The 17,932-nt window shown below is 64.1% G+C and carries 19 protein-coding genes; 6 read left to right on the top strand and 13 right to left on the bottom strand.

Features of this window, described 5'->3' with window-relative positions; translation table 11 throughout:
- Positions 1-174: 174 nt before the first annotated feature.
- The gene (locus HCR84_RS11430; RefSeq protein WP_166980904.1) at positions 175-411 is read left to right on the top strand and encodes a hypothetical protein; all 237 of its coding nucleotides are present in this window, start codon (positions 175-177) and stop codon (positions 409-411) included.
- Here HCR84_RS11430 and HCR84_RS11435 read toward each other — a convergent pair.
- The 3 genes from HCR84_RS11435 to HCR84_RS11445 are packed head-to-tail and all read right to left on the bottom strand — an operon-like array spanning position 402 to position 1,268.
- The gene (locus HCR84_RS11435) at positions 402-752 is read right to left on the bottom strand and encodes an Rv3654c family TadE-like protein (protein WP_166980902.1); all 351 of its coding nucleotides are present in this window, start codon (positions 750-752) and stop codon (positions 402-404) included. The two genes, HCR84_RS11430 and HCR84_RS11435, sit on opposite strands and share 10 nt — an antisense overlap.
- Positions 752-1,090: a TadE family type IV pilus minor pilin gene (locus tag HCR84_RS11440; RefSeq protein ID WP_235940659.1), complete on the bottom strand. Its 339-nt coding sequence runs from the start codon at positions 1,088-1,090 to the stop codon at positions 752-754. Before HCR84_RS11440 ends, HCR84_RS11435 begins: the two co-directional genes overlap by 1 nt.
- Complete coding sequence (locus tag HCR84_RS11445; RefSeq protein ID WP_166980900.1) at positions 1,071-1,268, bottom strand: DUF4244 domain-containing protein; 198 nt, start codon at positions 1,266-1,268, stop codon at positions 1,071-1,073. The genes HCR84_RS11440 and HCR84_RS11445 overlap by 20 nt, the downstream gene beginning before the upstream one ends.
- A 256-nt stretch (positions 1,269-1,524) precedes the next feature.
- On the opposite strand from HCR84_RS11445, the gene HCR84_RS11450 reads away from it, so the two are divergent.
- A complete protein-coding gene (locus HCR84_RS11450) occupies positions 1,525-2,049 on the top strand; it encodes a VOC family protein (RefSeq protein WP_166980898.1) in 525 nt (174 codons plus the stop codon).
- 41 nt (positions 2,050-2,090) lie between these two features.
- Here the strand turns inward: HCR84_RS11450 and HCR84_RS11455 are convergent, their stop codons facing one another.
- From HCR84_RS11455 to HCR84_RS11475, 5 genes are all read right to left on the bottom strand, one after another.
- Positions 2,091-3,224 carry a flavin-containing monooxygenase gene (locus HCR84_RS11455; RefSeq protein WP_166980896.1) on the bottom strand — a complete coding sequence of 378 codons (1,134 nt, stop codon included), beginning with the start codon at positions 3,222-3,224 and terminating at the stop codon, positions 2,091-2,093.
- Between the two features lie 20 nt (positions 3,225-3,244).
- Positions 3,245-3,592, bottom strand: coding sequence for a PQ-loop repeat-containing protein (locus HCR84_RS11460; protein WP_235940660.1), 348 nt, complete (start codon positions 3,590-3,592; stop codon positions 3,245-3,247).
- A 137-nt stretch (positions 3,593-3,729) separates the two neighbouring features.
- Positions 3,730-5,373, bottom strand: a complete 1,644-nt coding sequence (locus HCR84_RS11465) for a LuxR C-terminal-related transcriptional regulator (RefSeq protein ID WP_166980894.1) — start codon at positions 5,371-5,373, stop codon at positions 3,730-3,732.
- A 132-nt stretch (positions 5,374-5,505) separates the two neighbouring features.
- Positions 5,506-6,501 carry a hypothetical protein gene (locus HCR84_RS11470; RefSeq protein WP_166980892.1) on the bottom strand — a complete coding sequence of 332 codons (996 nt, stop codon included), beginning with the start codon at positions 6,499-6,501 and terminating at the stop codon, positions 5,506-5,508.
- Entirely contained in the window at positions 6,498-7,484 is a 987-nt protein-coding gene (locus tag HCR84_RS11475) for a TadA family conjugal transfer-associated ATPase (protein WP_235940661.1), read from the bottom strand. Before HCR84_RS11475 ends, HCR84_RS11470 begins: the two co-directional genes overlap by 4 nt.
- A 416-nt stretch (positions 7,485-7,900) precedes the next feature.
- Here HCR84_RS11475 and acs point away from each other — a divergent pair, with 416 nt between their 5' ends.
- A complete protein-coding gene (gene acs / locus HCR84_RS11480) occupies positions 7,901-9,868 on the top strand; it encodes an acetate--CoA ligase (protein WP_166980888.1) in 1,968 nt (655 codons plus the stop codon).
- A 104-nt stretch (positions 9,869-9,972) separates the two neighbouring features.
- Here the strand turns inward: acs and HCR84_RS11485 are convergent, their stop codons facing one another.
- Both HCR84_RS11485 and HCR84_RS17655 read right to left on the bottom strand, forming a co-directional pair.
- The gene (locus HCR84_RS11485; RefSeq protein WP_166980886.1) at positions 9,973-10,827 is read right to left on the bottom strand and encodes an endonuclease domain-containing protein; all 855 of its coding nucleotides are present in this window, start codon (positions 10,825-10,827) and stop codon (positions 9,973-9,975) included.
- Between the two features lie 278 nt (positions 10,828-11,105).
- Positions 11,106-11,411: a hemerythrin domain-containing protein gene (locus tag HCR84_RS17655; RefSeq protein WP_235940662.1), complete on the bottom strand. Its 306-nt coding sequence runs from the start codon at positions 11,409-11,411 to the stop codon at positions 11,106-11,108.
- 331 nt (positions 11,412-11,742) lie between these two features.
- Between HCR84_RS17655 and HCR84_RS11495 the strand changes: the two genes are divergently transcribed.
- Positions 11,743-12,897 (top strand): glycoside hydrolase family 3 protein, encoded by a 1,155-nt coding sequence (locus HCR84_RS11495; protein ID WP_166980884.1) that lies wholly within the window; start codon positions 11,743-11,745, stop codon positions 12,895-12,897.
- Positions 12,898-12,936: 39 nt separating this feature from the next.
- Here the strand turns inward: HCR84_RS11495 and HCR84_RS11500 are convergent, their stop codons facing one another.
- Together HCR84_RS11500 and sp36 are read right to left on the bottom strand one after the other, a co-directional pair.
- Entirely contained in the window at positions 12,937-13,407 is a 471-nt protein-coding gene (locus HCR84_RS11500) for a RidA family protein (RefSeq protein WP_166980882.1), read from the bottom strand.
- Positions 13,407-13,565 carry a Sp36 family protein gene (gene sp36, locus HCR84_RS11505; RefSeq protein WP_166980880.1) on the bottom strand — a complete coding sequence of 53 codons (159 nt, stop codon included), beginning with the start codon at positions 13,563-13,565 and terminating at the stop codon, positions 13,407-13,409. Before sp36 ends, HCR84_RS11500 begins: the two co-directional genes overlap by 1 nt.
- 129 nt (positions 13,566-13,694) lie before the next feature.
- Between sp36 and HCR84_RS11510 the strand changes: the two genes are divergently transcribed.
- Positions 13,695-16,235: a transglycosylase domain-containing protein gene (locus HCR84_RS11510; RefSeq protein ID WP_195706639.1), complete on the top strand. Its 2,541-nt coding sequence runs from the start codon at positions 13,695-13,697 to the stop codon at positions 16,233-16,235.
- A 2-nt stretch (positions 16,236-16,237) separates the two neighbouring features.
- On the top strand, positions 16,238-17,200 hold the full coding sequence (locus HCR84_RS11515) for a metallophosphoesterase (protein ID WP_166980876.1): 963 nt from the start codon (positions 16,238-16,240) through the stop codon (positions 17,198-17,200).
- 44 nt (positions 17,201-17,244) lie between these two features.
- Here the strand turns inward: HCR84_RS11515 and HCR84_RS11520 are convergent, their stop codons facing one another.
- Entirely contained in the window at positions 17,245-17,871 is a 627-nt protein-coding gene (locus HCR84_RS11520) for a MerR family transcriptional regulator (RefSeq protein WP_166980874.1), read from the bottom strand.
- Positions 17,872-17,932: the final 61 nt, after the last annotated feature.

Consider the following 17,932-nt stretch of genomic DNA (forward strand, 5'->3'; position numbering starts at 1 on the left):
CGCCTGCGACGTAACCTCATCGTGGCCTGTGTGGACTCTGAACGTCGGCACGACGCGCGCCATGGGTGGGCCGACTGACGTACCGAGAACAGAGTTTCGCACATTTGTCAGCGCCGCAGGGCATATGAGTCCCGAAACACTTGCGGAATCCACCGTGTCACGCACAATAAAGGTATGAACAACACCTCAGGCAGCAGCTATACCGCAAAGCTCACGGACGGCCCGCTTGAGGGGAAGACGATCTCGGTCGGCTTCTTGCCCTCAGGCGACGCCAAGCCGTCGATCGAGGTTCCGGTCGACGAGGGCAAGGCGTACCTCTATACGCGTTCGGGAAACGAGGAGTTCGACTCAGAAGACTCCGACCAGCCCAGCGCCATCGGGTATCGCTACCGAACGACGACCTACAGCTGAGGCGGCCCGGCTCGCGCTGATGCCGTGATGGGAATGCCCACCGCGGTCGTCGACACGCGCACGAGGGCGACGAGGCCGGTGACGTCGCAGTCGACAAGTGATGTCCCGTTGAGCTCTGCGGCACGGTGCGCAGCCTCGCACGGTATGCCGGGAACGAGGCCGGATGCCGTATCTGCAGCGGCGAGCGCTGCGGCATCCGCTGCGCCGGCCGCTGTCTGACGCGCCGAGTAGGCGGCGCAGAGCGGCGTGAGAATACCCGTGGCGATGAGCGTCGCCGCGACAAGGGCAACCGCGAGAACGGATGCCGCTCCACGCTCGTCGTGCACGGTCACTCTCGCCATCACAAACCTCCGGCGAGGGCGCAGCCGCGGGCAGACACGGTGATCGGCAGCAAGGCGGCGCGCGTCGACACTGTCGCGCAGACGAAATCGCCCGAGTGCGACGACGACACGTGAGCGCCCTCGACGAGAGTCGCCGCTCGGGATCGTGCGAGCGACATGCTGTCGCCCCGAGCGAGCGTGCGAGCGGCGTCAGCAGCGGCATCCGTCACTCTCACCTGAAGTGCTGTTGCCTGCAGACCCCACATGCAGAGGGCGAGCACGAGCATCACGGCGGGGATCACCACAGCGAGCTCCGCCGTGACGCTGCCGTGCTCGCTGTCAGTCGACCGTGAGCGCACGGCGCACCAGGTCGGTGAGTATGCCCTTCACCTCGTCGCTCTTCATGATCACGACGAGAAGTCCGGCAAATCCGACAGCGGCCATTGTTGCGATGGCGTATTCGGCTGTGGCGGCTCCCTCGTCGTCGCGAAGGCGTTCGAGCAGTGACCTGGCGAAATCGGAACGTGGCATGGGCATCCTTTCGTCTCCCCGGTGTGGGGATTTCCCTGTCGGGAACGGATGGCACGAGTGGTTCCAGTGTGCGCCCAACAGAGAGCACGTGGATGGCGAACCGGGATGCTGTGGAGACTGCGCCGCCTCGCGGATGCTGTGGACGACGGCGCCCGCGACAGCTGCAGAATCTTTCGCGTGACGAAAAAAGCGGACAGAATCTGTCCTCATGACTGCATATCGTTGCCGTACAACTGCCAGAGCATCCTGAGAGGAACCGACAATGTCCACACCACAGAACGTCCAACCGGTCGGCTATACGAGCGTCGCCCCCTGGGTTGTCACCAGCGACACGGGGGCATTTCTCGATTTCGTCACGCGAGTGTTCGACGGCGAGGAGCTTGCGCGCATTGCGACGGAAGATGGCTCAATCGGCCACGGCGAGATTCGGGTGGGCGACACCGTCGTGCTGGCCTTCGATCGCCGCACGGAGTGGCCGGCCATGCCGAGCCTTCTGCGTGTTTTCGTGCCGAACGCTGACGAGGTGTTCGCCACGGCGGCAGCGAACGGTGCAGAGACGGTGACCACGCTGGCGGACAATGCTTTCGGGCAGCGTGGCGGCCGCATCAAAGATCCGTTTGGCAACATCTGGTGGGTAATGAGTCACGTTGAAGACGTCACAGAAGACGTCATGTGGAAGCGGCTGCAGGACCCCACCTACGCCGAGCAGATGCGGGTGGCACAGGAGACGCTCGACGCCGAGCTGAGCGGTCGAACCCAGGGTCGCAGCAGCGCCCCCACACGCTGACGAACGTCACGTGCACCGCGCGCATTCTTGTGTCGTTCCGGTCAGGCTGCCGGTGCCGGCAACGCGTCGCGCTCCGACCGGCGCGACAGCAGGTGGTTGACAACGTACTCCGCGTCTGCCCCGGCCCCGCCGATCAGCATTGACCGGAATGAGTATTGAAAAGCCACTCCGGTGAAGTAGAGACCGGGCATCGTCGGAACGACGCCGCGCTCTTCACGCGGCCAGCCATCGTCACCGATCACAGGGAGGTCGATCCAGCTGTCGTCACGCCTCGATCCCGTGCACCAGATGACATTCGCGATGCCGGGCAGCTGCTGCGTGCCGACGACAGGATTGCCGCCCTGCGCGCCGATCATCCGTTCGGTGACGCGCTCGACGCCTGCTGCCGTGAGATCCGCTGACGTGACGCGGAGCAGAGGCGCACCGTGCGCTCGCACCTGAGCTTTCATGCGCCGCCCGATCGGAGTGCGGATCGTCTGCACAAGACCCCACATCTGCCAGACGAGCGGGAAGACAAGTCGAAACCGGCGGGTGCCCGGGCGCACCGGAAGTGCACCGGTGTCTCTGCCGCAGAGCACCGTCTCGTGGGATCGGACAACCTCGATGGCGATGTCCGCTCCGGAATGCGACGCGCCGACCACCAGCACCCGTCCGGGACGCAGCTGATCTGGATTGCGGTACTCGCTGGAGTGGAGTTGCACGATCTGCGGATCAAGGTCTGCCCCGAATGCCGGAATCTTCGGGCTGCGCCCGAACGTGCCCGTCGCGACAATGACATTGTCTGCCGTATACCGCACATCGGGACATTCCACGACGAACGCATCGTTCTCCCGGCTCAGCCGACGCACCGGGCTGCTGTGGCGCACGGGGAGGTCGAACGTTGCGGCGTATGTCTCCAGGTAGTCGGCCACCTCATCGCGGGTCGGAAAGGAGTGCGGGTCGGCCGGGAAGGGCAGACCTGGCAGATCATCGTGCACCGCCGGGCTGTACAGCCGAAGCGAGTCCCAGTGGCTGCGCCAGTTATCTCCTGTGCGTGCATTGCCGTCAACGACGAGGACGTTCGCCCCCTGACGCTTCAGGTGATAGGCCGCGGCAAGTCCGGCCTGACCGGCGCCGACGACGACGGCATCCAGGTGGCGCGTCTGCTTCTTCGTCTTCTGATCGATGGTGTTCATGATTCCCTCCAGTTATGTCGTCACAGCTGCCCAGCCACTGCAGGGTGCTCCTCCGGCACGCGAACAGCGTCGCCCGGATCCGACACGGGTCGACGTGGCCCACGCGCTTTCTCGTAGCGCAGATACCACACAAGCATCAGCACCGTGGAGACGAGGTAAAAGATGTGCAGCACCCAGACGGGGCCGAACGGCAGGCTGAAAATGTACACGGAGTGCACGGCGTTGCCGATGTTGGCCAGCACGATGTTTCCGAAGCTGTAGGAGCTCATGCTTTTACTTCTGCCTGCTTTGATGAGCATCGGAAGCGTACTGACCGCAAAGATCACTGTCGACGTCGAACCCGCAATCACGGGAATGCTGATGTCCACCGCGGCCACCTCTCTTTCATCGAGACGTACCGCTCAATCTAAGTGAGCACAGCGCACCACCGCGTCGGCCGAAATCCCCATTCGGATGAACCTCGATCGTGGGTGAAACTATGCAGGGCACGGGTGACGGCCGGACGTCACCGGTTCATCAGTCTGTTCTCATATGCATACGCGGTAGCCGCCGAACGCGACGAGATCTCAAGCTTGGAGAAGATGTTGCTCAGATGCCGGGCCACGGTCTTCTCGCTGAGAACGAACTGCTCGGCGATCGCTCGATTTGTGCACCCCGTTGCGACAGCGCGCAACACTTCAACTTCTCGCGGGGTGAGGCCCCCCGGCCCAGTTTCAGCATCGATGCCTCGGAGGGACCGCAGCGCGAGCATATCCGGCCGCGCTCCCAGCAGCCGGAAGACATCTGCCGCAGCATCCAACTCCATCTCGGCCGCATCCATGTCCCCGAGATCTTGGCAGCACCTGCCTTGGAGGGCACGAACCCGCGCACGTTGATACGGGGCTCCCAGTGATCGCCACACGTCATCGGCACGGCGCAGCTCGTCCAGGGCATCCCGCGGTCTTTCTTCGGCGAGAAGAACCTCGCCCCACGCCTGAGCCGACATCGCATCAAGCAGTCGTGCCGTGGACGCGGCGGCGATGTCGGCCAGCTCAGACGCTGCCGTGCGGGCGAGCACGACGTCAGCATGAGCCAGGGCAATCTCCACACACGCGGCCAGATGTCGTGGACGATCTCCAGGCTTCCCCCGTTCGTCGAGCGCCCGGCGAATTCCCGACATTGCCGTCTCCACGCGTCCCTGAGCGAGCCGCAGCAGCGCCAGACCCGGCTGCGTCTCATGACCTGACTGGCTCGCTCGCCTGTACGAGTTCTCGGCCGCGGCGAATTCACCGCGCAGCCGATGCAGCTCGGCCGCCTCGTAGTACGCCATGCCGATGCCGACCTGATCGACCAGTGCCCCGAAGCATTCACTGGCGCGCTGAACCTGCTCGGTTGCCTCAGTCCATTTGCCGTTCAAAACGAGAATCTGGGCACGGTGCACCAAGCACTCACCCCGAAACACAACGAGATCCGGCTGGCTTGCACACCACCGGGTGAGTTCGCCTGTCCATTCTGCCGCCCGACCGACGTCATAGGTATCGTGACAGGCAATAATGACGGCGCAGTAAACGAGCCCGGAAACGATGGGCGAGACTTCACCGGCAGTGATCGCGACCATCACAGCGTCCAGCTGAGCCATCCCCTCGGCGCTCTTGCCCATCGCAATCATCGCCTGTCCGAGGCCGAGTCCGCTCAACGCGCGCAGCTCAGGGTGCCCGGAGATGCGTCCGATCCGCTGCGCCTTCTCGAAAAGCAGGCGGGCGGCGTCGCTGTCCCCCGTCAGGAGAGCGTTCAGTGCAGCGGGGATGAGCAGCAGACCTCGAAGTGGGGCGTCATCGGCGCCGTCGCCCAGCAATTCACCAGCACGACCGAGCCAACCGCCCGCGGATGCCATTTGGCCACGATTCATCTGGTTGAACGCCAGCCAGAAGGCGCACTCCGCGGCCTGCTCTCGGTCGCCATCGTCGAGCCGACTGTGGTAGGAGCGGTCAAGCACCCTCACGCATGCGTCGTCTCGGCCAACCAGCGAAAGCGCCTGCGCGTAGCACTCAAGATCGTCCGGGCCGAGGTCTTCCGTTCGGTCCGCCTCGTCGAAGTGCGCGCATGCTGCAGACCAGGACTGCGCGTGGAAAGCCGTGAGTGCCAGCTCTCGTGCAGCTGTGTCGGTCATCGTCATCACCCGCTCGCGCGACGGCGAGCACGACCCGCACCCGCAGCCTACAGACAGAATTCTACCGCGGCGCACGTCCCGCGGACCGATGCCACAGTGACGGCTCGTGGCGGGCAGAGGCAGCATGACAGCTCAAATGCCGAGATTCGTCGACGAGATGATGCCGATCATCATCGGCGCAACGCCCAGCAGCATGAACGCGGGAAGCACACAGACACCGAGCGGGATCATGAGGTGCGTCGAGAGGCGGGCGCCGGCATCGGCAGCTCGGGATGCCGCGTCGCGACGGATGCGCGCGGCCTCGCTGCGCAGCAGGTCTGCCGCCGGCACGCCGGCACGCTGAGCAAGCGCGACAACGTCGTTGACCGCGCTTTCGCTCACCCCGGAGTCATCAATCAGCCCGAGGTCGGCCGCGACGTCATCGATCACGGCACGGGCTCGGGGCACCGAGGCTCCGCCCGAGAGCGCGATGGCTGTGAGGTCGACCATGAGCCCCGGCGCGGTGTCCCGCGGCTGCGCACGGCGCGCGAGCGCCGAACTCCACCGCCAGCCGCCGAGCATGAGAAGCCCGCCGAGCACTCCGCACACGGCACCGGGCGCTGTCGCCAGCGCCGACCAGGTGTCGAAGCCCAGCAGCATGCCGAAGCCGATTCCCACGAGCGGCAGCAGCATCACCAAGCGCGATGTCGAGCGGGGGCCCGCGAGCGCCGCGGCGATGTCGCGCTGCGTCTGGCCGATCGCCCGCAGTGTGGCGGCCAGCGTATGAAGCGCGGTTGCCGCCGGCGCACCGCACCGGGCAGAGACGGCAAGCGTTGCGGCGAGCACCCGCCAGTCGTCGCCGCCAGAGGCGAGGGATGATGGGACGTCTTCTGCGGTGGCGGCGGCGTGAACGACGGACGCGGCGGGGTCGCGACGTGCGAGCGACTCGTCGAGATAATGCCACGCGAGAGACGGCGCGACGCCGCCGACCATGAGCACGGCAACGCGTTCGGCGATGGATGCGACAGTCTCCACGGCCGGCGGGCCATCACGACGCCCGCCACCGCGGCGCCGGGCAGTACCGCGCTGAGCAGTACCGCGCTGGGCCACACTGCGCCGGGCCCCGGCGCTCGCCCTCGCCCGCGTCACGGCTCCTCCACGACGACATCGAGACGATCATTGGTGAGCACGAGCCGGCCGACCTGAGCAAGACGGCGCGTTGCCGACTCGCGTTCCAGATGCAGAACGAGTCCGATTGCGCTCACTGCCTGCCGCCCAATCGCCTCCGCCGTCATTCCCGCGAGAGCGCCGAGCGCCTCGAGTCGGGCAGGTACGTCGGCCAGCGAATTCGCGTGCAGGGTTCCGGCACCGCCGTCGTGCCCCGTATTGAGGGCGGCGAGCAGCTCGCGAATCTCAGCGCCACGGCACTCCCCCAACACCAGCCGATCCGGCCGCATACGCAGTGCTTCGCGCAGCAGCTGCGCAAGGCCGATCTGCCCGGCCCCCTCGAGGTTGGCCTGACGCGACTCGAGCGAAACAACGTGCGGGTGCTCAATACGCAGCTCGGCAACGTCTTCGATCGCCACGATGCGATCGGCGGGGTTGGCTTCGCCGAGCAGGGCCGCGAGCAGCGTCGTCTTGCCGCTTCCGGCAGCGCCGGTGATCAGCAGGTTGGTGCGGCGCGCGACGGCGCGATGCAGCATACGGATTCGCGAGTCGGTGCCGAACATGCCGGCGGAGTGAAGCGCGCCGATGTCGAGGCGACCTGAGCGTGGCACTCTGATGGAGAGCAGGGTGCCCGTCGTCGAGATGGGAGGCAGAACAGCATGCACGCGGATGCCGCCGGGGAGTCGCACGTCGACACACGGCGTCGCCTCGTCGACGTGCCTGCCTCCGAGGGCGATGAGCCGAGTTGCGAGTGTGCGCAGCTGCTGTTCGGGAAGGTTCCACAGCGCGTCGTGCACGAGCCCCGAGCCTCGGTCATACCAGAGCCCCGCGTCACCGTTGACGACGATGTCTGTCACGTCGGCGGCGGCCACGTAGGCGGCGAGGGGGCCGCACTGAGAAGCAAGCTGCAGCCGAGCGGCATCGCCGACGGGTGCGAACGACGGCTCGGCGACGAAGGACTCCATGCGAGTGAGCTTAGGAAGTGCGACGGGAACCGGCATCCGGTGTCTGTCGATCTGTGTACAACCGGGGACTGTCCCGCACCTGTGGAGAAGACGTCAGACACGACGACCTGAACGGCGAAACGGGAAAACACTCGTTAACAGAGGACGGCACCCATCGGGGGGAACGGGTGCCGTCCTGCAACGTCTCGATTGGGGGGAATCTGTGCGTTGCACGCCAGAATGAAGTATTCGGCCTGTCTCATAATACGCATTCACACGATGAGCGCAAGCAAATCGTCCACACTTTAGGGGACAGTTTTCGTAACCTCGTGCGATCGACCCTCGGAATCCGCGAAAAGACGGGGATTATCGCCGTACGTCACCAACGAGTATTGTCGAGTCTGAAAGCAGACCGCGAAGGAGCGAAGAGTCGAACTATGAACACGCAGATCGATAACCTGCTGCAGGAGAACCGTCGGTTCGCCCCGACCGAGGAATTCGTGAAGAACTCGGTAGTCGCTTCCTCAATTTATGAGGATGCCGCCGCTGACCGCCTCGAGTTCTGGGCAAAACAGGCGCGTGAGCTGATCAGCTGGGAAACCCCGTTTACGAAAACCCTCGACTGGACGAACCCGCCATTCGCGAAGTGGTTCGACGACGGAACTCTCAACGTCGCCTACAACTGCCTCGACAGGCACGTCGAAGCAGGACTCGGCGATCGCGTTGCCATCTATTGGGAAGGCGAACCGGGCGACACCCGCACCATCACGTACGCTGAGCTCACCGATGAGGTGAAGAGAACAGCGAACGTGCTCGCCGGCTTCGGCATCGGCAAGGGCGACCCCGTGGCCATCTACCTGCCGATGATTCCCGAAGCCGTTGTCTCGATGCTCGCCGTGGCACGCCTCGGCGCGATTCACTCGGTGGTGTTTGGCGGCTACAGCGCCGACAGTCTGCGCTCCCGCATCGACGATGCCGAGGCGAAGGTGGTCATCACCGCAGACGGCGCGTGGCGCAAGGGCAAGGTCTCATCGCTCAAGCCCGCCGTCGACGCAGCGCTCGCTGGCAAGGACGGCAACACGCAGGAAACCGTGGAGCACGTGCTCGTCGTGAAGCGCGGCGAAAACGAGGTGGAGTGGACCGAGGGTCGCGACATCTGGTGGCATGACGCCGTTCCCGCAGCATCCGCCGATCACACGCCGAAGGCGTTCGAGGCAGAGAACCCGCTCTTCATTCTGTACACCTCGGGAACGACCGGAAAGCCGAAGGGCATTCTGCACACCTCAGGCGGATACCTGACGCAGGCGGCATTCACGCACAAGAATGTGTTTGATCTGCACGCCGACACCGACGTGTTCTGGTGCACGGCAGACATCGGCTGGGTGACGGGCCACTCGTATGTCGTCTACGGTCCGCTCGCGAACGGCGCAACCCAGGTGATGTATGAGGGAACGCCAGACACCCCGCACCCCGGCCGCTGGTGGGAGCTGATCGAGAAGTACAAGGTTTCGATCTTCTACACCGCGCCGACGGCGATTCGCTCGTTCATGAAGGTGGGCCGGCAGGTTCCTCAGGAGTTCGACCTCACGTCGCTGCGTGTGCTCGGCTCGGTGGGCGAGCCCATCAACCCCGAGGCATGGATGTGGTACCGCAAGGTCATCGGCGGCGACAAGACGCCCATCGTCGACACGTGGTGGCAGACCGAGACCGGCGCGATCATGATCTCGGCGGTTCCGGGCCTGACCGAGACAAAGCCGGGCAGCGCGCAGGTCGCCATTCCCGGCATCTCTGTGAATGTGCTTGATGACACGGGAAATGCCGTACCCAACGGCGGGGGCGGCCTGCTCGTCGTCGACGAGCCATGGCCGGCGATGCTGCGAGGCGTCTGGGGTGACCCGGAGCGCTACAAAGAGACCTACTGGGAGAAGTTCGGCGACAAATACTTTGCCGGCGACGGTGCCCGACTCGACGAAGACGGCGACGTGTGGCTGCTCGGCCGTGTCGACGACGTCATGAACGTGTCCGGTCACCGAATCTCCACAGCCGAGGTTGAATCGGCGCTCGTCGCCAACGAAATGGTCGCGGAGTCGGCTGTCGTGGGGGCGAGTGACGAGACGACGGGTCAGGCTGTTGTGGCGTTTGTGATCATCAAGCAGAGCCACCTCGATCAGGCCGAGAAGATCGCCGACATCACCAGCTCGCTGCGCAGCTGGGTTGGCGAGCAGATCGGCCCGATCGCCCGCCCGCGCGAGGTATTCATTGTGAACGAGCTGCCCAAGACCCGTTCGGGCAAGATCATGCGGCGTCTGCTGCGTGACCTTGCTGAAGGTCGCGAGGTCGGCGACACGTCGACGCTCGCCGACACCATGGTCATGAAGGTGATCACCGACCAGGTAAAGAAGTAGCACAACGAGCACAGCGGATGCCGCGGGGCGCTGCCCTGCGGCATCCGCTGTTTTTGTGCGTATCGAGCACCGCGCAGCTGCCACAGGCTGAGGTCACGATGCGCCTATGCGACCGCGGAATCGAAGTGCAGACACTGTGCGATTGCGCGCAGTATCTTTGACTCCACCTCGTGCCAGAGATCCACGACGTCCCAGTAGGTAAAGCGAAGCACCGTATAGCCCAGAAGCTGCAACTCAGCGTCGTGCCGTGCGTCGATCTGCTTCTGCTCACGAGAGAGATGCTCGCCGCCATCGAACTGCAGCACAAGACGATCCCCGATCAGTCCGTCTACGCGGTGGCCGGCGATCTTCACTTGCTGCGCCATCGCAACGCCGTGAGCCGCGAGGCGGATTCGTGGAATCGTCTCGATCCCGGAGTCGGAGAGCTCGCTGACGGCAGCGGCGACACGTTTGAAGGCGGATGACCTCGTCTGCACACGTCTCAGCTCTGCGCGTTGCACGAAGCCGGAGCGAACGGCAGAGTCTGCGAGAGCCACTGCCGATTCGAAAGCGACGCATTGGGACGCGTTGACGATCACATTGACGATCGGGTCGATCAACGTGCGTGTCGGCCGAGGCACGGGAACCGCTCCGTAGTGCACTCGGACTTTGTTGCGATCGAGAGTGATTCCCGCTGAACCGTGAACCGCGATATGACACAGCGCATCGTCATCACGCACCCACAGTCCGAGGTGTTTTGCGGCCGTGACACATGTGAGTTGGCCACCGGCGAAGGCCGCCCACTTCTCTGGCACACTGCACGCCGACGTGTACAACCAATTGCGTGCTGCACACCGCACCAGTCCGGTTCGCACAGCGGCTCGGATCACGTTCTTCGTAAAGCCGGCTTCGTACAGTGTGAGCCGATGGGAAATACCACCTTCTCGATTCACGTGGTCGGAGACATCTGCCGGTCGCATGTCGGCATCATGCCCTGTTCGGTCATCTCAAGGCAGTGCTTCCGCCGTCGTTGTGCATGACAGCCACGGTCGCACTCCTGTGGACGAAGAACAGTCCTGCCAGCCCGGCCCCGCCCGGGCCTCACGCTTCACACAGCGCACCGTGCCGGGAGGAGGGTACTGTGCCCGCACGAGGGCACTTTGGGGAAATCGCCCTCGTGCCGGCACTCTGTCCTCCTCCCGGCACGAGCAGGCAACGGGATGCCGTGACGGGCCAGCTTCCCGCAATTCGACGACGCTCAGAACGAGCCGAGCGCCGTGCGCGGAGCGCCATCGAGCGCGAGGGTGTCGAGCACGGTGAGCAGCTGCCGTTCCTCGTAGCGGAAGTGGCTCTCCATGATCGCGGCGATGCCTTCCATGTGGCGGCGCAGTTCAGCGGGGCTCGCCGCCCTCTCGACAGCATCCGTCAATCCGGCCATCAGGTGGGCGATCATCGAGTGATCCTGCTCGAGCCTGCGCAGCGTGCCACGCAGTTCCGGATGCTCCGCGGCAATCGTCGGGAACAGCTCACGATCTTCGGCCTCGTGGTGCCCGGTGAGCGCCACGCAGAACCCGTGGCAGAACAGCAGCAGATCTCGGGCTGCCGGTTCCGCCTACTCCGCGTCATCGAGCGACGCGGTCGTCACTCGCAACGCTTTGCGCAACCGCTCATGCACGGAACGCAGCTCGTGGCTCCAGGCGACGAACCTGGCTTTCTCGCCCTCAGTCACGTGAGGGCGAAGGGAACGATGAGAACATCATGCTCCTTCGGGATTCGGCGCCTCCATGCCTGACACTTCTCTGCCACCGGCACGCGACGCTGCAGCCGAGCATAGCGAATCGAACTCCGCAACAGAACCTTCGCCGCGCACCACAGAGTGCGATGATGGGCGAACGATGATCTCCGCTCGACACCTCAGCCCCGCTGCCGTGACGGCACTTGCCGTTCTCGCGCTCACCGGGTGTGCCGCTGCGGTGACGTCAGACTCCACGGGCACGCCGACCCGCACCGCTCCCACGACAACGGCATCGCCGACGCCCAGCGTGCACGACCCCCTGGCATCGATGACGCTTGAGCAGAAGGTTGCCCAGCTCTTCATGGTGGGAACGCCCGTCGATGATGTCAACGCTACGACGCTCGCCGCCGTCGCCGAAGACGGCGTTGGCGGGCTCTTTCTGCACGGCCGCTCGATGGCCGGTGTTGATGCGACAGCCACGCTTGTCAGCCAGTTCACCGACGCCTCGGCATCGTCGCTGCCCCTCTGGGTCGCGACGGATCAAGAGGGTGGCACCGTGCAGGTGCTTCGCGGGCCTGGCTTCGACGACATTCCGTCTGCTCTCGAACAGGGAGCAATGACCCCAGACGACCTGCGGGCCTCGGCCGTCACCTGGGCCACGCAGCTCGCGCAGGCGGGCATCACGATGAATCTCGCCCCGGTCGCCGATATTGTTCCCCCGCAGAATGCGGCGCAGAACCCGCCAATCGGCGCTCTCGACCGCCAGTACGGCGGCGACGAACGCGCGGTGGCGGCTGGAGCGGGAGCGTTTGCCGCGGGAATGCGGGATGCCGGAGTGATGCCGACCATCAAGCACTTCCCCGGGCTTGGCTCTGTGACAGACAACACTGATTTTTCGTCCGGGGTCGTTGACACCGTGGTGACGGCAGACGGGCCGGACGTCAGCGTCTATCGCACGCTTCTCGGAGAAGGAGCCGCTGTCGTCATGATGTCAACGGCAATCTATGCTCACATCGATCCGGATGCCCCCGCAGCATTCTCCCCGAAGGCCATCGCGCTGCTCCGCGACGATCTGGGCTTCACGGGAGTCATCACCACAGACGACCTCAGTGCGGCGGCACAGGTCTCGTCGTGGTCACCGGCTGATCGAGCAACGAAAGCGATCGACGCCGGCGTCGATCTTCTGCTCGTCTCCAGTGATCCCTCTGTCTATCCCGCGATGCGCGACGCCGTGCTGAAGCGAGCGCAGAACGACCCGGCCTTCGCGGCGAAGGTCGATGATGCCGCCCACCGCATCGCAGCAGCAAAGCAGTAGTCGCCCGGCTCTGCAACGGGCTCTGCGCGCGGGCCAGCACTACGCGTAAGCGAGAACCAGCTCCACCTCAACGGGCGAGTCGAGGGGAAGCACGGCGACGCCGACGGCGGAGCGAGCGTGAACGCCGGCATCCCCGAAGACCTCACCGAGCAGTTCGCTTGCACCGTTGATCACGCCAGGCTGCCCCGTGAATGCCGGGTCGGAGGCGACAAAGCCGACAACCTTGACAATGCGCGTCACCCGATCAAGCGACCCGATCACGCTCTCGGCAGCCGCAAGCGCGTTCAGCGCACTCTGCCGTGCGTATTCCTTGGCATCGGATGCCGGAACGAGTCCGTGCCCATCCCCGACCTTCCCCGTCGCCGGGAGGTCGCCGCCCACAAACGGCAGCTGCCCCGAGGTGTACAGCACACCATCGTTCTCGATGGCCGGCACGTACGCGGCGACGGGAGCGGCCACGGCCGGCAGCTCGAGGCCGAGTTCTGCAAGACGATCAGCGATCCGGCCCATCAGGCGTCGTCAATCTCTCGCTTCAGGTAGGCGACGAGCCCACCTTCCGGGCCGGTCACGACCTGCACGAGTTCCCAGCCTTCGCTGCCCCAGTTGTTGAGGATTGCCGACGTGTTGTGCACGATCAGCGGTGTGGTCAGGTACTCCCACTTGGTCATGTGGCTCCTTCGTCTGGGGCTGATATTCTCAGGCAACAATCCGGTTAAAAACGCATGGGCGTAGGGTGTTTTTCAGAATCGTCACTTAGCATCAATCTTATGCCTGAACAGAAACGAACGGCTAGAGGCGTGGTCGGAGGCCTTCTCGGCTTCATCGGTCTCAGCGCCGCAGCCGGAGTTCTCGTCACTGCCACTGTCACTCCCGCGCTTGCCGTCACCGGCATCACGGCAAACAGTGCAATTGGCGTCTTCGACGACCTCCCCGAGTACCTCGAGATCACTCCCCTCATGGAGAAGTCGAACATCTATGCCAAAGACGGCGACAAAAACGTGCTGCTCGCAAGCTTCTACGAGCAGAACCGTGTCGAGGTTCAGTGGGACGAGATTTCGCAATATCTGAAGGATGCCGCCGTCGCGACGGAGGACAACCGGTATTACGAGCACGGCGGCATCGATCTCACGGGTACGCTTCGCGCCATCGTCTCAAACCAGCTCGGCGAAGACACGCAGGGCGGTTCCTCGATCACTCAGCAGTATGTGAAGAACGTGCGCATTCAGAAGTGCGAGAGCGAGACCGACACCAAGGAAGAGCTCTCGAAGTGCTACGACGAGGTGGCGGGCGTGCACTACTCGCGCAAGCTCAAAGAGATGCGCTACGCGATCGGCCTCGAGAAGGAATACTCGAAGGACGAGATTCTGCGCGGCTACCTCAACATCTCTGGTTTTGGCGGCGTGATCTACGGCGTCGAGTCGGCAGCCAACTACTACTTCGGCACGAGCGCGAAGGACGTCACGCTCGCGCAGGCAGCGACCCTGATGGGCATCGTCAACAACCCGAACCTGCTGCGCATCGACAAGCCGGATAACCCGGATAACGGCGAAGAGAACGGGTACGCGCTGACGAAGAAGCGACGCGACGTCGTGCTCGTCGCGATGAAGCACTACGGCAAGATCACCGACGAGCAGTACGAAGAGGCGGTCAATACAGAGATCAAGCCGAACATCACCGCGCCGAAGGGCGGGTGTGCCGCGGCAGGTTCCAATGCGTACTTCTGCGACTATGTCACCCAGGTGATCTCAGAGAACGAAGCATTCGGCGACACGAAGCCTGAACGCGTCTCACTGCTGAAGCGCGGTGGCCTCGACATCTACACGAGCCTCGACCTGCGACTGCAGAAGACCGAGGCAGATTCCCTGCACGCCGCGGTTCCCTCGCACGAAGACGGCATGAAGCTCGGCGGCACGGCGACATCGATCGAGCCCGGCACCGGGCGCATCCTCGCGATGGTGCAGAATACCGCGTACTCCAACAACCCTGAGAAGGGCGCGGGCTACACCGTCGTGAATTACAACACCGACAAGACCTACGGCGGGTCAAGCGGTTTCCAGCCGGGATCGACGTGGAAGACGATGGTTCTCGTCGAGTGGCTTCTGCAGGGGCATTCGACGCAGGAGATCGTGAATGCAACCCGACGTGACTTCCATTATCAGACGTGCAATGGGCCGGTCGCATGGGCACCCGGTCCGAAGAACGCCGGAGATGGCGGTGGAATGCCCGGCGGCATGTACTCGGTGCAGCGCGGAACGACGCAGTCCATCAACACCGTATTCGCTGCCATGGGTGAGAAACTCGACATATGCGATGTCAACAAGACGGCCGTGGCACTCGGCGCGCACGCCGCAAATGGCGACGAGCTGCAAGCCAACGCCTCGTCTCTCATCGGTTCGGGAAGCACGATTGCCCCGCTCTCGATGGCGAACGCGTACGCCACGCTGGCCGCCGGAGGAAAGCACTGCGAGCCTCGTGCCATCGACAAGATCGTGAAGGCCGACGGTTCTGAAATGGAGGTCCCGGGCACGTCCTGCGACCAGGCAATTCCCGAGAATGTCGCGGCAACCGCCGTGCAGTCTCTGACTCAGGTCATGACACAGGGCACGGGCCGCGCGGGCAACCCGTACGCTGGTCCGGTCTTCGGCAAGACCGGAACGACGGATGCTTACAAGGACACCTGGCTCGCCACCTCGACGACCGAGGTTGCCAACGCCGTGTGGGTCGGTAACCTCAATAGCACGAACTTCACGCCGATGAATCACAAGTATCTCAACGGTGCGCCGGCGCACCGGATCAAGTTCGGCCTCACGCAAGAGATCGTCCGGAAGACGTTCGAGCTCTACGGCGGCAATGATTTCCCCGCCGCCGACAAGGACCTCACGCGGCGCATCCTCAAGGACGTTCCCGACGTCGTCGGGCAGTCCGTCGAAGAAGCGACCCAGAGTCTGAAGGATGCCGGCTTCACGGTCAGCGTTGCCGATGAGCAGGTCGACTCGACGATCGAGGCCGGCAAGGTGGCGAGCACGGATCCGGCTGGGGGCGCCCGCGTCAATAGCGGCTCGACGGTCACGATCTCGGTCAGCAACGGCGAGGGCAGGGAAGTGCCCGACGTGGTCGGCGAATCGTACGATGCCGCCAAGAACAAACTGGAGAGCGCCGGATTCACAGTGAAGAAGGCCGGATCGTGCGAGCCGGGCGGAGAGAAAGACACCGTCGCCGCCCAAGATCCGGGCGCGGGCGAGACAAGCGGCGATGGCTCGACAGTGAATGTCACCGTCTATTGCGGCGACACGGGCGATAAGGGCAAAGGAAACGGCAAGGGCAACGACGATGACTGACTATGAGTAGACGCACCGTCGGTCTGGTCAGCGGTCTGCTCGGAACGGCAGCGACAGTCGCCGCCGGAGCATTCGCGTGGGGGTCCCTCATTGAACGGCGTCTGTTCACGTTGCGCACCGAGACGGTTCCTGTGCTCCCTCCGGGTGCCGAGCCGATTCGCGTGCTGCACATCTCAGACCTGCACATGGCACCGTGGCAGCGAGACAAGCAGCGTTGGGTTGCCGAGCTCGTCGCGCTGAAGCCGGATCTCGTCGTTCTGACGGGGGACAATCTCGGCCATGAAGATGGCCTGATCGGCATCCGTCGAGCCCTTGACACCTTTCGCGGAATTCCCGGCGTGCAGGTGCACGGCTCGAACGACTATTACGGTCCGATGCGCAAGAACTGGCTTCGGTACTTCGAGCGGTCACGCGGCGGCATCCCACCGCGCTCCCCCAACCTCGATACGGCTGCGATGGATCGGTTCTTCACCGAGACGCTGCGGTGGAAAGACCTGAACAACGCGGTGACGAGCCTCGAGGTGAACGGGACAACGCTCGACTTCTTCGGTGTCGACGACCCGCACATTCACCGCGACCGTCTCGACGTGCTCACGGGGCTCATCGATGATCTGCGCGATGATCAAACCTCAGACGACGGCAGCGACGTCTCACGCCACGTAACGCTCGGCGTCGCTCACGCGCCATACCAGCGTGTGCTCAACGCATTTGTGACGCACGGCGCGCAGATGATCTTTGCCGGGCATACGCATGGCGGTCAAGTGTGCGTTCCGGGCTACGGCGCACTCGTCACCAATTGCGATATCCCACGCAAGAAAGTGAAGGGGCTCTCGGTGTGGACGCACGCTCTGCGCTCGTCGTTCCTCAACGTTTCGGCTGGCCTGGGAACGTCGATCTACGCGCCCGTGCGCTTCGCGTGTCGCCCCGAGGCGACGCTCATCACGCTCGTCGCCGCCCAAATCTGACGAGAGGCGCGCCAACACCGACAGCCACGCCGCTCTGACGAGGTTCAGTCGTTCGCGAGCGCCCGTGCGGCGATGTCCTGGTGGGCAAGGCGGCGCAGGGCAACGAGGATCGGCTCGTACAGCGCCGTGCCGAGCACGCTGTACTCGATTGTCGCGCTCGGGTCCGCGTCTGCCTGCGGCAGGTGCGAGATGTCGAATTCGGCAACCATGCGCGCCGCACGTGAGTACACCTCAAGGCGTTCGCGAGACATCGGCACACCGGTTCCCTCGATCGCGCCGAGCGAACGTTCGAGCTGACCTGTCGCGGCATAGCGTGCGTCGTAGGTCCAGCCGAGGCTCTCGATGATCTCGCGGGCCTTCGGGTAGTCATCAGCATCCGTCTCCCCGTCTGCCGCGTATGGCGGAAGGGAATCCACTGCCTTGCCCAGTGTGGCGAACATGTCGTCGCCCGGATTGTCGATGAGCTCAAAGATGCGCTTCACCTTGGCGATGGGTAGGCCGACGACGTCGACGAGTGCCCGAATCAAGCGCAGACGAGCGATGTGGGCATCGCCGTAATCCGCTTGGCGGGCTCCGAGAATCTCCCCCGCGGGCAGAAGCCCCTCGCGCAGGTAGTACTTGATGCTGGCTACCGAGACGCTCGTCTCGTGTGACAGTTCAGAGATTCTCATGATCACCCCTTGTGCTAGATAGTATCAGTATCTACTATTGGATATCGTCACTATCTAACAC

The sequence above is a fragment of the Paramicrobacterium fandaimingii genome, from assembly GCF_011751745.2.
Taxonomy (GTDB): domain Bacteria; phylum Actinomycetota; class Actinomycetes; order Actinomycetales; family Microbacteriaceae; genus Paramicrobacterium; species Paramicrobacterium fandaimingii.

Coding starts and splice junctions, on each gene's coding strand:
- HCR84_RS11465 (WP_166980894.1), bottom strand. CDS start 5,373: ATGACCGACACAGCTGCACGAGAGCTGGCACTCACGGCTTTCCACGCG.
- HCR84_RS11455 (WP_166980896.1), bottom strand. CDS start 3,224: ATGAACACCATCGATCAGAAGACGAAGAAGCAGACGCGCCACCTGGAT.
- HCR84_RS11520 (WP_166980874.1), bottom strand. CDS start 17,871: ATGAGAATCTCTGAACTGTCACACGAGACGAGCGTCTCGGTAGCCAGC.
- HCR84_RS11430 (WP_166980904.1), top strand. CDS start 175: ATGAACAACACCTCAGGCAGCAGCTATACCGCAAAGCTCACGGACGGC.
- HCR84_RS11445 (WP_166980900.1), bottom strand. CDS start 1,268: ATGCCCATGCCACGTTCCGATTTCGCCAGGTCACTGCTCGAACGCCTT.
- acs (WP_166980888.1), top strand. CDS start 7,901: ATGAACACGCAGATCGATAACCTGCTGCAGGAGAACCGTCGGTTCGCC.
- HCR84_RS11450 (WP_166980898.1), top strand. CDS start 1,525: ATGTCCACACCACAGAACGTCCAACCGGTCGGCTATACGAGCGTCGCC.
- HCR84_RS11495 (WP_166980884.1), top strand. CDS start 11,743: ATGATCTCCGCTCGACACCTCAGCCCCGCTGCCGTGACGGCACTTGCC.
- HCR84_RS11475 (WP_235940661.1), bottom strand. CDS start 7,484: ATGGAGTCCTTCGTCGCCGAGCCGTCGTTCGCACCCGTCGGCGATGCC.
- sp36 (WP_166980880.1), bottom strand. CDS start 13,565: ATGACCAAGTGGGAGTACCTGACCACACCGCTGATCGTGCACAACACG.
- HCR84_RS11515 (WP_166980876.1), top strand. CDS start 16,238: ATGAGTAGACGCACCGTCGGTCTGGTCAGCGGTCTGCTCGGAACGGCA.
- HCR84_RS11485 (WP_166980886.1), bottom strand. CDS start 10,827: ATGCGACCGGCAGATGTCTCCGACCACGTGAATCGAGAAGGTGGTATT.
- HCR84_RS11435 (WP_166980902.1), bottom strand. CDS start 752: ATGGCGAGAGTGACCGTGCACGACGAGCGTGGAGCGGCATCCGTTCTC.
- HCR84_RS11500 (WP_166980882.1), bottom strand. CDS start 13,407: ATGGGCCGGATCGCTGATCGTCTTGCAGAACTCGGCCTCGAGCTGCCG.